This window comes from Streptomyces sp. NPDC127106 (genome assembly GCF_042677605.1).
Classification (GTDB): Bacteria; Actinomycetota; Actinomycetes; order Streptomycetales; family Streptomycetaceae; genus Streptomyces.
Map to the genome: position 1 here is coordinate 73,318 of NZ_JBHXTC010000007.1, position 10,961 is coordinate 84,278.

At 73.4% G+C, this 10,961-nt stretch carries 14 protein-coding genes; 6 read left to right on the forward strand and 8 right to left on the reverse strand.

Going from position 1 to position 10,961, the window contains the following annotated elements:
* Nucleotides 1-108: 108 nt before the first annotated feature.
* The 7 genes from ACFVGY_RS09715 to ACFVGY_RS09745 all read right to left on the reverse strand — a co-directional run bounded on the left by ACFVGY_RS09715 (nucleotide 109) and on the right by ACFVGY_RS09745 (nucleotide 5,109).
* Nucleotides 109-306, reverse strand: coding sequence for a hypothetical protein (locus tag ACFVGY_RS09715; protein WP_385673600.1), 198 nt, complete (start codon nucleotides 304-306; stop codon nucleotides 109-111).
* A gap of 41 nt (nucleotides 307-347) precedes the next feature.
* Nucleotides 348-983 carry a peptide deformylase gene (def, locus tag ACFVGY_RS09720; RefSeq protein WP_385673603.1) on the reverse strand — a complete coding sequence of 212 codons (636 nt, stop codon included), beginning with the start codon at nucleotides 981-983 and terminating at the stop codon, nucleotides 348-350.
* Between the two features lie 65 nt (nucleotides 984-1,048).
* Entirely contained in the window at nucleotides 1,049-2,038 is a 990-nt protein-coding gene (locus ACFVGY_RS09725; RefSeq protein WP_360630879.1) for a hypothetical protein, read from the reverse strand.
* Between the two features lie 289 nt (nucleotides 2,039-2,327).
* Nucleotides 2,328-2,630 (reverse strand): mycothiol system anti-sigma-R factor, encoded by a 303-nt coding sequence (gene rsrA / locus ACFVGY_RS09730; protein ID WP_179172862.1) that lies wholly within the window; start codon nucleotides 2,628-2,630, stop codon nucleotides 2,328-2,330.
* The gene (locus tag ACFVGY_RS09735) at nucleotides 2,627-3,271 is read right to left on the reverse strand and encodes a sigma-70 family RNA polymerase sigma factor (protein ID WP_179172889.1); all 645 of its coding nucleotides are present in this window, start codon (nucleotides 3,269-3,271) and stop codon (nucleotides 2,627-2,629) included. The genes rsrA and ACFVGY_RS09735 overlap by 4 nt, the downstream gene beginning before the upstream one ends.
* A 326-nt stretch (nucleotides 3,272-3,597) precedes the next feature.
* Nucleotides 3,598-4,254 (reverse strand): alpha/beta family hydrolase, encoded by a 657-nt coding sequence (locus ACFVGY_RS09740; RefSeq protein WP_385673606.1) that lies wholly within the window; start codon nucleotides 4,252-4,254, stop codon nucleotides 3,598-3,600.
* A gap of 36 nt (nucleotides 4,255-4,290) precedes the next feature.
* The gene (locus tag ACFVGY_RS09745; protein WP_385673609.1) at nucleotides 4,291-5,109 is read right to left on the reverse strand and encodes an SOS response-associated peptidase; all 819 of its coding nucleotides are present in this window, start codon (nucleotides 5,107-5,109) and stop codon (nucleotides 4,291-4,293) included.
* Nucleotides 5,110-5,188: 79 nt separating this feature from the next.
* Here ACFVGY_RS09745 and ACFVGY_RS09750 point away from each other — a divergent pair, with 79 nt between their 5' ends.
* The 4 genes from ACFVGY_RS09750 (at nucleotide 5,189) to ACFVGY_RS09765 (ending at nucleotide 8,748) form a co-directional block, all read left to right on the forward strand.
* Nucleotides 5,189-5,902 (forward strand): M50 family metallopeptidase, encoded by a 714-nt coding sequence (locus tag ACFVGY_RS09750; RefSeq protein ID WP_385673611.1) that lies wholly within the window; start codon nucleotides 5,189-5,191, stop codon nucleotides 5,900-5,902.
* A gap of 65 nt (nucleotides 5,903-5,967) precedes the next feature.
* Nucleotides 5,968-7,305 (forward strand): 3-phosphoshikimate 1-carboxyvinyltransferase, encoded by a 1,338-nt coding sequence (gene aroA, locus ACFVGY_RS09755; RefSeq protein ID WP_385673614.1) that lies wholly within the window; start codon nucleotides 5,968-5,970, stop codon nucleotides 7,303-7,305.
* Nucleotides 7,306-7,312: 7 nt separating this feature from the next.
* Nucleotides 7,313-8,323 (forward strand): ribosome small subunit-dependent GTPase A, encoded by a 1,011-nt coding sequence (gene rsgA / locus ACFVGY_RS09760; RefSeq protein WP_385673617.1) that lies wholly within the window; start codon nucleotides 7,313-7,315, stop codon nucleotides 8,321-8,323.
* A 101-nt stretch (nucleotides 8,324-8,424) separates the two neighbouring features.
* A complete protein-coding gene (locus ACFVGY_RS09765; RefSeq protein ID WP_385673620.1) occupies nucleotides 8,425-8,748 on the forward strand; it encodes a DMT family transporter in 324 nt (107 codons plus the stop codon).
* On the opposite strand, the gene ACFVGY_RS09770 is transcribed toward ACFVGY_RS09765, so the two are convergent.
* Nucleotides 8,714-9,289, reverse strand: a complete 576-nt coding sequence (locus tag ACFVGY_RS09770; RefSeq protein ID WP_385673623.1) for a TetR/AcrR family transcriptional regulator — start codon at nucleotides 9,287-9,289, stop codon at nucleotides 8,714-8,716. The two genes, ACFVGY_RS09765 and ACFVGY_RS09770, sit on opposite strands and share 35 nt — an antisense overlap.
* Nucleotides 9,290-9,413: 124 nt before the next feature.
* On the opposite strand from ACFVGY_RS09770, the gene hisN reads away from it, so the two are divergent.
* Together hisN and ACFVGY_RS09780 are read left to right on the forward strand one after the other, a co-directional pair.
* Nucleotides 9,414-10,220 carry a histidinol-phosphatase gene (hisN, locus tag ACFVGY_RS09775; protein WP_385673626.1) on the forward strand — a complete coding sequence of 269 codons (807 nt, stop codon included), beginning with the start codon at nucleotides 9,414-9,416 and terminating at the stop codon, nucleotides 10,218-10,220.
* A gap of 228 nt (nucleotides 10,221-10,448) precedes the next feature.
* Nucleotides 10,449-10,847: a cyclic nucleotide-binding/CBS domain-containing protein gene (locus ACFVGY_RS09780; protein ID WP_385673629.1), complete on the forward strand. Its 399-nt coding sequence runs from the start codon at nucleotides 10,449-10,451 to the stop codon at nucleotides 10,845-10,847.
* The last annotated feature ends 114 nt before the right edge of the window (nucleotides 10,848-10,961 follow it).

The following is a 10,961-nucleotide window of genomic DNA, read 5'->3' on the forward strand; positions in this document are numbered from 1 at the left end:
AGTGGCGCGCTGCCAGTCCCCCCGGGCCCCCCCCCGCTGCGGGCGGCGCCGCCCCCGGGGGGGGGGGGCCGCCCCCCGGGGCCCTTGTGCGTTCCGTGAGCGGACCCCTCAGTCACCGGGGGCGTGCGGGCGCGGGACGTGGTTCAGGCGCGGGCCGAGGCCGTGCGTCGGGTCGCTCGGCGGGTGCCGTCGCGCCTCGCGGAGCAGGCGGTCGACCACCCGGTCGTGCCGGAGGCCGACGAGGGCCGGGGCGAGTACCACGGCCATCATGGCCAGGACCGCCAGACAGCCCAGGACGGTGTCCATACCTCCACTGTGGCCCCGGTCGGCGAGGACCGCGCGGCGGGCTACTCGTTCGGGACGGTCTCGTAGCGCGGGGCGCCCTCGGCCATCTGGCGCAGGGCGTCCTTGCGGTCCCGCTTCGAGAGCCGGTCGATGTACAGGTAGCCGTGCAGGTGGTCGGTCTCGTGCTGGAGGCAGCGGGCGAAGTAGCCGGTGCCGCGCACCTTGATCGGGTTGCCCTGGGCGTCCTGGCCGGTGACCTCGGCGTAGTCGGGGCGGGCCAGCGAGGCGTACGCGGTCGGGACCGACAGGCAGCCCTCGTTGGAGTCGTCGAGCACGCGGGAGGCGGCCGGCAGCTCCACGAGCTTCGGGTTGACCACGACACCGGTGTGGCGGACGCCCTCGTCGTCCGGGCAGTCGTACACGAAGACCTTGGCGTCCACGCCGATCTGGTTCGCGGCCAGGCCGACGCCCTCCGCGGCCCGCTGGCTGGCGAACATGTCGTCGATCAGCTGCGCCAGCTCGTCGCCGAACTCGGTGACGTCCTTGCACTCGCGGTGCAGCACCGGGTTGCCGACGACGGTGATCGGGCGGGCGGTGCCGCGCTCCCGGTGGGCGAGCTCGCGCGCCTCACAGTCCTCGGTGTCCACGACGTAACCGTCGTCGTCCACTGCGATGACCTCGTTTTCCTGCTGCGCCATGTCCGCCGTACGCCTTCCGTAAGTCCACCCGTTCACGATGTGCCGGTATAGCCTACGGTGCGCGGTCAGCAGACTTCTTCGAGATCCCGCCACTCCCGGGTGTCCGGGCTGTCGGCGACCCAGCCGTCGAGCAGTCCGCGGACCAGCCCGGCCGGTGCGGCGATGCCGCATTCGCGCTCGGGGACCCACAGGGAGCCGGAGCCGGCCGTGCGGTGGCCGAGCGGGCCGGGGTGGCCCGGTTCGCTGTGGTCGTGGGGATCCAGGTGCTCGCCGTCGCCCTCGCCGCTCGGCATCACGCTCTCCGAGCAGGTCCGGCACAGCAGCCGCACCGAGGACGACCAGTCCTCGGCGGCGAAGCCGGCGTCCGAGGCGAGCTGCTCCAGGGCGTCCCGGTCGGTCTCGGTGGCCGCTTCCAGCAGCACCACCCAGGTCGGCACCGGCGACGGCGCCCACAGCTCGATCTCGTCGAAGACGGGGTAGGCGGGGCCGGCGGCGGTGACCCGCTCGCCGTTGGGCACCCCGTCGTGCAGGACGACCTCGCCCCAGCGCCGCCCGGACGAGGGCAGCGGGATGGACAGCACCTCGATGCGGGCCGGGTCCAGCCGGCGGCCCCAGACCACCTCGGCCTCGCCCTCCGGGGACAGCCGGACGGCGGCGCTGCCGAGTTCCATGCCGACGGGTTCGCCGCCCTTGCCGTGCGGGTCCCCGGGCACCTTCAGCCCGTACGCCTGCCAGGCGCGCCGGGCCAGCGGCCAGTCCTGGAGCGCGGTCGCGGCGATGCCGACGTTCCACCAGTCCGGGGCACCGGTCTCGCGGTCCAGCAGGGCGACGGCCCGCAGCCCGGCGGCCCGTGCCTGCTCCCAGTCGTGCCGGAACTTGTGCAGCAGGGCCAGGTTGAACCAGGACTCCGACAGCCAGGGCTCCAAGTCGGCGGCCCTGGTCAGCAGCGCACCCGCGTCCTCGTACCGGCCGTCGCCGATCAGCGTGAACGCGCGGTCGGTGGCCTGCCGCCACGAGGCGGAGGGCCTATGCCGTACCTTCCCGAAGATCCTCACGTTTCCCGCCTGCTTGGGGGCGCCCCCAGCGGTGGCTGGGGGGACAACGGTGCAGCCTTTGCGGACACCCTCACGGACGCTCCTACTGGCATCCAACCATGCCCACTCGGACGGCCGCTCATTACCCATGGGTTACCCAGGCGGGAGGGGATCAACTCTGTCACGTCCGCCCCTGGCCCGAACCCCGGCGGGGCAGCCCCCGCCGGCAGACGAACGCCCCCGGGATTGGCGCCTTCGGGTGAACGAAGGGCCTTCCCCGGGGGCGGATCCACCCTCGGTCGGCGGCCTGTCAGCCGGCGGCGGGATCGGCGGTGACGTCGTGGTCGGGCACCGCCTGTCCCGAGCGGATCAGCTCGATCCGCCCCATCACCTTGGAGCGCAGGTCGCTCGGCACGTCGTCCGAGCCGCAGCAGCGCTTCACCAGCTTCTTCACGGCCTGCTCCAGGCCGTACTTCTCCAGACAGGGGTTGCACTCGCCGAAGTGCGTCTCGAACTTCGTGCAGTCGCTGTCCGGCATCTCGTGGTCCAGGAACTCGTAGAGGTGGTCAAGTACCTCCGAGCACTCCGTCTCGTGCGGCTCTCCGCAGCTCATGAGCCCGAGCCTTTCAGGTCGTTCGACTCTCCCGCGCCGGCCGGGACCAGCCCGCGCTCACGGGCGTAGTCCTCCAGCAGGCCGCGGAGTTGACGGCGGCCACGGTGCAGTCGCGACATGACCGTACCGATGGGTGTACCCATGATGTCCGCGATCTCCTTGTACGCAAACCCCTCTACGTCGGCAAGATAGACCGCGATGCGGAACTCCTCCGGAATGGCCTGAAGGGCTTCCTTCACGTCGGAATCGGGCAGGTGGTCGAGCGCCTGCGACTCGGCGGAGCGGAGTCCCGTCGACATGTGCGACTCGGCGCGCGCCAGCTGCCAGTCCTCGATCTCCTCCGCCGCACTGCGCTGCGGCTCGCGCTGCTTCTTGCGGTAGGAGTTGATGAAGGTGTTGGTCAGAATGCGGTAGAGCCACGCCTTGAGGTTGGTGCCCTCACGGAACTGGTGGAAGGACGCGTACGCCTTGGCGTACGTCTCCTGGACCAGGTCCTCGGCGTCGGCCGGATTGCGCGTCATGCGCAGCGCGGCCGAGTACATCTGGTCGAGGTAACCGAGGGCGTCCCGCTCGAAGCGCGCGTTGCGCTCGGCGGTCGTCTCCTCCGCGTGGCCTTCCTCGGTCCCAGCGACAGGACCCACCTCCTCCGACTGCGCGACGGCTCCGAAATCGGACCCGCTCGAATCGGAGAATAGTCGACCATCCCGACCCTCCGCTGCCCGGAGCGGGCTGCGCTTGGGCGCGGGGAGGACCGTCCATTCCAGCCCAGCAGCCTGCGGACGGTCCTGGCCGATGACCTGGGTCATGCGCTCCCTCTCCTCCGACGAGTTCCCGTGCGTTCCGACACCCGGCACAACAGAAGCGTCGGGCCGGGCATTCCCGCGGGGGCATGCGCGGTCGCGGTCTGTGTCACGTCGCACGGCGGGCGCGGATCAGCGGGCGCCCTTTCGGCTTCGGTGAGCGGGTTTCAGCGGGGCAGTGCCTCCAGCCAGGCGGCGACGGCTTCCGTGATCACGGCGAGTGCCTCGTCCTGGGTCAGTTCCGCCTTCTTCGGCACGGCGAAGCCGTGGTCCCCGTGAGCCACCTCGACGATCTCGTACGGCTCCGGCCCGGCCGGCGGCGGGAACTCCTCGGGCCGCCCGAACGGATCCCGGCCGCCCTGGACCACCAAGGTGGGCAGCCCGGCCCCGGTCAGCTCCCCGGCCCGGGACTTCTCGGGCTTGCCCGGCGGGTGCAGGGGGAACGCCAGCGCCAGCACGCCGGCCGCGCCCAGTGCGGCGCCGGTCCGGCAGGCCACCCGCGCCCCGGCGCTGCGGCCGCCCGCCACCACGGGTGGTCCGGGCCGCTGCAGCGCCGGCCACAGCCCGTGCCAGCCCTCGTCGAGCACCTTGGGCGCGGCGGCCACCTTCTTGCCGGCGACCCGCCAGGGCTGTTCGACGAGGGCCACGGTGGTCCCTCGGGCGGGCAGGGCGGCGGCCAGCGCTTGCAGGTCGCGCGCCTCGATGCCGCCGCCGGCCCCGTGGCCGAGGGCCAGGACGAGCCGGGCCTCGGGCGCGGTGTGCCAGGTGATGCGGGCCTCGCCCGCCGGGGTGGGGACGCTCTCGGTGCGCGGACGCGTGGTCATGCCCCCCATCCTGCCCGCCGCCGGCGGTGGGCAGGATCAGAAGAGGGTGCCCTCCTCCGGCGCGTCCAGCTCCTGGAGCAGCTCCGGCCCGTTGTTGCGCACGTTGCTCACGGCGGTGGAGACCGGGAAGGCGCGCATCAGCCCGCCGGGCGGCGGCGCGAGCAGCTCCTGCAGCGAGCCGTCGGCGTCGGTGTTCGCCGGGTCCAGCCAGGCGTCCCAGCGGTCCGGGGTCAGCATCAGGGGCATCCGGGGGTGGATCTCGGAGAGTGCGCGCGGCCCGTCGGCCGGGGCGCCGGCCAGGGGTGCGGTCTCGGCTTCGGCGGTGATCACCGAGCAGGTCGCCCACCAGGCGCGGGGGTGCTCGTCTGGCAGGGTCCGGTCGCGCCAGAACTCGTAGATGCCGGCCATGGCGAAGACGGAGCCGTCGGCGGGGAGCACGAAGTACGGCTGCTTGCGGGCCCGCTTCCGCTTCCCCTCGACCTCCAGGCGGCGTTCGTCGTGGGCGGTGACCCACTCGTAGTACCCGTCGGCGGGGATGATGCAGCGGCGCTGCATGAAGGGGCGGCGGAAGGACGGCTTCTCGGCGAGGGTCTCGGACCGGGCGTTGATCATCCGGGCGGCGCCGTCGGGGTTCTTGGCCCAGGACGGGACGAGGCCCCATCGCAGGACGCGCAGCTGGCGAACCGGACGCGGGCTGGGGGCGTCTTTGAGGGGACGGTCGAGGACGACGTGGACCTCCTTCGTCGGCGCCACGTTCCAGTCGGGGGCCAGGGTCTCCTCGGGCTCCCACCGCTCGACCCCGAAGATCCGGGCCAGGTCCTCGGGCCCGCGGCCCGCTGCATACCGTCCGCACATGGCTGCCACACTGCCATGTCGCCCCCGGCTACCGCTGGGAGGTGCCCCCTGACCACCATCGCAAGGAGTCCGCCGCTTTATGGACAGCACCACGCCGGCCGGCCTGTGGGACCGGCTCACGGGCATACAGACCCCGCCGGCCCTGTGGCTGGTGATCGTGACGGGCCTGGCCGCGCTGGCGCTCGTGGCCCCGCATCCGGTGTGGCGGGTGTCCCGCAACGCCGTGACCATCGCGCACGAGGGCGGGCACGGCCTGCTGGCGCTGCTGACGGGCCGGCGGCTCGACGGGATCCGGCTGCACTCGGACACCAGCGGGGTCACCGTCAGCCGCGGCAAGCCCACGGGCCTCGGGATGATCCTGACGGCCGCCGCCGGGTACACGGCGCCCTCGCTGCTGGGGCTCGGTGGGGCCGCGCTGCTGTCGGCCCACCGGATCACGCTGCTGCTGTGGGCGGCCACCGCCCTGCTGCTGGCGATGCTGGTGATGATCCGCAACGCGTACGGCGCCCTGACGGTGGTGCTGGCCGGCGGCACGTTCGTGCTGGTGTCCTGGCTCGCCGCGGCCGAGGTGCAGGCGGCGTTCGCGTACGCGGCCGTGTGGTTCCTGCTGCTGGGCGGGGTCCGGCCGGTGTTCGAGCTGGGGGCCAAGCGCCGGCACGGCGGGGCGCCGGATTCGGACGCCGACCAGCTGGGTCGCCTCACCCACACGCACCCCGTGCTGTGGTTGTTCCTCTTCCACGCCGTCGCGCTGTGTTCGCTGATCGGCGGCGCACGCTGGCTTCTCACGCTCTGAGACCGGCCGCCGGGCCGCGGCTCGATCACGATCAGCGCCCGGGCGGAGCCACTAAAGTGGTGGCCATGACCCAGACCCCCGCGCTCCCCGCCCTCTGGCCTGCCCCGCACGCCGACGGCACCGTCCACGCCACCGTCACCGTGCCCGGGTCGAAGTCGGTGACCAACCGGGCCCTGGTCCTCGCGGCACTCTCGGCGGAGCCCGGCTGGGTGCGCCGCCCGCTGCGCTCGCGGGACTCGCAGCTGATGGCGGACGCCCTGCGGGCGATGGGCGTGGGCATCGAGGAGACCGTCTCCTCCAGCTCCGGCCACGGCGCCGGCGGCGAGGCCTGGCGGATCATTCCGGCGGCCCTGCACGGCCCGGCCACCGTCGACGTCGGCAACGCCGGCACGGTTATGCGCTTCCTGCCGCCGGTCGCCACGCTCGCCGACGGCGACATCCGCTTCGACGGCGACCCGCGGTCCTACGAGCGGCCGCTCGGCCAGGTCATCACCGCCCTGCGGGGTCTGGGCGCCCGCATCGACGACGGCGGCCGGGGCGCGCTGCCGCTGACCGTGCAGGGCGGCGGGGCGCTGGAGGGCGGCTCCGTCGAGCTCGACGCCAGCAACTCGTCCCAGTTCATCTCCGCGCTGCTGCTCGCGGCCCCGCGGTTCAACCAGGGCGTGGAGGTGCGGCACGTCGGGGCGACCCTGCCCTCGATGCCGCACATCCGGATGACGGTGGAGATGCTGCGCGCGGCGGGCGCCCGGGTCGACACGCCGGAGGCGGGCGGCGAGCCGAACGTGTGGCGGGTGGCGCCGAGCGCGCTGCTGGGCCGCGACATGGTGGTGGAACCGGACCTGTCGAACGCGCAGCCGTTCCTGGCGGCGGCCCTGATCACGGGCGGCACGGTCACCATCCCGGACTGGCCGCGCCGCACCACGCAGCCCGGCGACGAGCTGCGCCGGATCTTCACGGAGATGGGCGGCTCCTGCGAGCTGACCGACGGGGGCCTGGTCTTCACGGGCACCGGCAAGATCCACGGAATCGACGTGGACCTCGGCGAGGTCGGCGAGCTGACGCCGGGCATCGCGGCCGTCGCGGCGCTGGCCGACTCCCCGTCCGTCCTGCGCGGGGTGGCGCACCTGCGGTTGCACGAGACGGACCGGCTGGCGGCGCTGACCGCGGAGATCAACGGGCTGGGCGGCGAGGTCACGGAGACCGCCGACGGCCTGCACATCCGCCCGCGCCCGCTGCACGGCGGTGTGTTCCACACGTACGACGACCACCGGATGGCCACCGCGGGCGCCGTGATCGGCCTGGCGGTCGAGGGCGTGCAGATCGAGAACGTGGCGACGACCGCGAAGACACTGCCGGACTTCCCGAGGATGTGGACGGACATGCTCGCGGGATCGGGAGCGTAGGTCCGTCATGCGCAGGTACGGCAAGCACACCGACGAGGACGACATCCGGTCCCGCCCCAACCCGAAGGGCAACCGGCCCCGCACCAGCAAGCGGCCCAAGCACGAGGACGCGGCGGAGGGTTTCGTCCTCACCGTCGACCGCGGCCGGCTGACCTGCCTGGTCGAGGACCGGACGGTGGTCGCCATGAAGGCGCGCGAGCTCGGCCGCAAGGCCGCGGTGGTCGGCGACCGGGTGTGGCTCGTCGGCGACCTGTCCGGGAAGAAGGACACCCTCGCCCGGATCGTCCGGATCGAGGAGCGCAGGTCCGTCCTGCGGCGCACCGCGGACGACGACGACCCGTACGAGCGGGTGGTCGTCGCCAACGCCGACCAGCTGGCGATCGTCACCGCGCTGGCGGACCCGGAGCCGCGGCCGCGCATGATCGACCGCTGTCTGGTGGCCGCGTACGACGCCGGGCTGGAGCCCCTGCTGGTGCTCACGAAGTCGGACCTGACGTCCGCGGACAAGATCCTGGAGATCTACGCGACGCTGGGCCTGAACTACGTGGTGACCAACCGCGAGGAACTGGCGGCCGGCGAGGCCGCCGAGCGGGTGCGCGAGCGGCTGGCCGGCCGGATCACCGCCTTCGTGGGCCACTCGGGAGTCGGCAAGACGACCCTGGTGAACTCGCTGGTCGGCAAGGGCCGCCAGCGAGCGACCGGCCATGTCAACGCGGTGACGGGGCGCGGCCGGCACACCACCACCTCGGCGCTGGCGCTGCCGCTGCCGTCGGGTGACGGCTGGGTCATCGACACCCCGGGCGTGCGGTCGTTCGGCCTGCACCACGTGGACCCTTCGCGGGTGATCCTGGCCTTCCCGGACCTGGTCCCCGGTACGGAGGACTGCCCGCGCGCGTGCAGCCACGACGAGCAGGACTGCGCGCTCGACGCCTGGGTGGCGGAGGGGCACGCCGACCCGGCCCGGCTGGACTCGCTGCGGCGACTGCTGGGGACGCGGGAGCGGCGCGAGGGCGACTGATCGTCCGGCGGGGTTCGCACGGGTTTGCCGGGGTCATCGTCTGGTGAATGCATAATCGCACTGAGTGACGCGATGTCACGTGACGCGGGGAGGCATTCGCCATGGCGTGGCTGCTGGTCGTCGTCGCCGGACTGCTGGAGACCGGGTTCGCGGTCTGCCTGAAGCTGTCCCACGGGTTCACCCGGCTGTGGCCGACGATCGCCTTCGCCGCTTTCGCGCTCGGCAGCTTCGGCCTGCTGACGTTGGCCCTGAAGAAGCTGGACGTGGGGCCGGCGTACGCGGTGTGGACCGGCATCGGCGCGGCCGGGACCGCGGTCTACGGCATGCTCTTCCTCGGCGACCTGGTCTCCACCCTCAAGATCGTCTCGATCACGCTGGTGATCCTCGGGGTCATCGGCCTCCAGCTGTCCGGGTCGGGCCACTGAGCAACCGCAGCAGCCCGAGTAGTTCCCCGAGCCCCGGTTCCCGCGCCGGAGCCACCACGTACGACAGCGCGAGCCGCACGGCCAGTTCGCACCGCTGCGCCGTGTCGCCCGGCGCGAGCACGGCCGCCGCCCGCTCCCGCACGGCCCGGGCCAGCTCCCCGGGTGCGGGCGCGGGGACGCCCGGCCGGGCGCTCTGCCCCGGCGGCACCGGCAGGGTGCCGTCCCAGGACCCGGTCAACAGGGCCCGTACGAGGGGGCGCGCGCGGGCCGCCCGTACGGTCCACTCCGCGACCGAGGCGAGCCGGTCTCCCCCGCTGGCGGCCGGGGCGCGCAGCACCCGGTCGATCCCGTCGAGGTACCAGTCGGCCTCGCGGCGCACGAGGGCGCGGCCGAGGCCCGCCTTGCCCCCGAACTCGTTGTAGAGGGTCTGCCGGGACACACCGGCGGCGGCCGCCACGTCGACCATCCGCACGGACGGCCAAGGGCGCGCCAACAGCGCCACTGACGCCGCTTCCAGCAAGGACTCCCGGGCTGCCGGCATCGCGCCTCCCCGCTCGACTCCTCCGCCAGAGTTGACGGGTCGACAGATCCTGTCAAGGGCGCCTGCCCGGTCGCACCGTGGACGCCGCTCGCCCGCCCCCGCGCCTCCCGATACTGTTCGGGGCATGCCCGAGTACGAAGATGACCTGCGCCTCGCCCTGGAACTCGCCGACGCGGCGGACGCCGTCACCATGGAGCGCTTCCGCGCCCTCGACCTGAAGGTCGAGACGAAGCCGGACATGACCCCGGTGAGCGAGGCGGACCGGGCCGCCGAGGAGGCGGTCCGGGCGGGGATCGAGGCCGCGCGGCCCGGGGACGCCATCCTGGGCGAGGAGTACGGCCTGCAGGGCAGCGGCCCGCGCCGCTGGGTCGTGGACCCGATCGACGGCACGAAGAACTACGTGCGCGGCGTGCCCGTCTGGGCGACCCTGATCTCCCTGATGGCGGAGGGCTCCGACGGGGTGTTCCGGCCCGTGGTCGGGGTGGTCTCGGCGCCCGCGCTGGGCCGCCGCTGGTGGGCGGCGCAGGGCGGGGGCGCGTACGCGGGCGGCGCGCTGGGCGGCGAACCGCAGCGCGTCGGGGTGTCGCAGGTGGGCTCCCTGGGCGACGCGTCGTTCGCGTACTCCTCGCTGAGCGGCTGGGAGGAGCAGGGCCGGCTCGACGGGTTCCTGGAGCTGACCCGGCAGTGTTGGCGGACCCGCGGCTACGGGGACTTCTGGCCGTACATGATGGTCGCCGAGGGTTCGCTCGACCTGTGCGCCGAGCCGGAGTTGAACCTGTGGGACATGGCGGCCATCGCGGTCGTGGTCCAGGAGGCGGGCGGCCGCTTCACGAGCCTGGACGGGGTGGACGGCGTCCACGGCGGCAACGCGGCGGCCTCGAACGGGCTGCTGCACGAACGCATGCTCGACCACCTGCGCCCCCGCGCCTGAGCCGCGCCCGGTGCGGGCCCGCGCTTGCACCTGCGCTTGGGGGCAGCCGCACTTGCGCCCGCACGTGCGCCCTCACCTGCGCCCGTACCTGCGCCCGTACCTGCGCCCGGTCAACCGAGCACGCCCCCTTGATGACCCTCCGTGGCCGTGGGAGTCTGAAACTCCCCCGCTTGTGCACTTGTGAATGACTTCTCAAGCGGAGGACTCTCCCAGGAGGTGGCTCTCTTCATGCTCGTCCGTGACGCCATGAGCACCGTGATCCTCACCCTCGGCCCCGCCCACACCATCCGACAGGCGGCCTGCCTGATGTCCGGCCGCCGCGTCGGCGCGGCCGTCGTCCTCGACCCCGACCACAGCGGAATCGGCATCCTGACCGAACGGGACGTCCTGAACTCCATCGGTGCGGGCCACGACCCCGACCGGGAGTCCGTGGGTGCGCACACCACGAACAACGTCGTGTTCTGCACCCCGGAGACCACCCTGCTGGATGCCGCCGAGGCGATGGCCAACGGCGGCTTCCGGCATCTGATCGTCGTCGAGGACGGCGGCCCCGTGGGCATCGTGTCCGTCCGCGACATCATCCGCTGCTGGGTGCCCTCCCGGCGCAGCAGCACCGTGGCGGCATAGGAGAACGGCGGGGGGGCGGGCCCCCCGGGAATCCCGGCCCCCCCCCCCCCACCGCCAAACCGGGGGGTCCAGCCCGCCGCGGCCGGGCCGCCCCCCCCCACCCCGGGCCGCAGA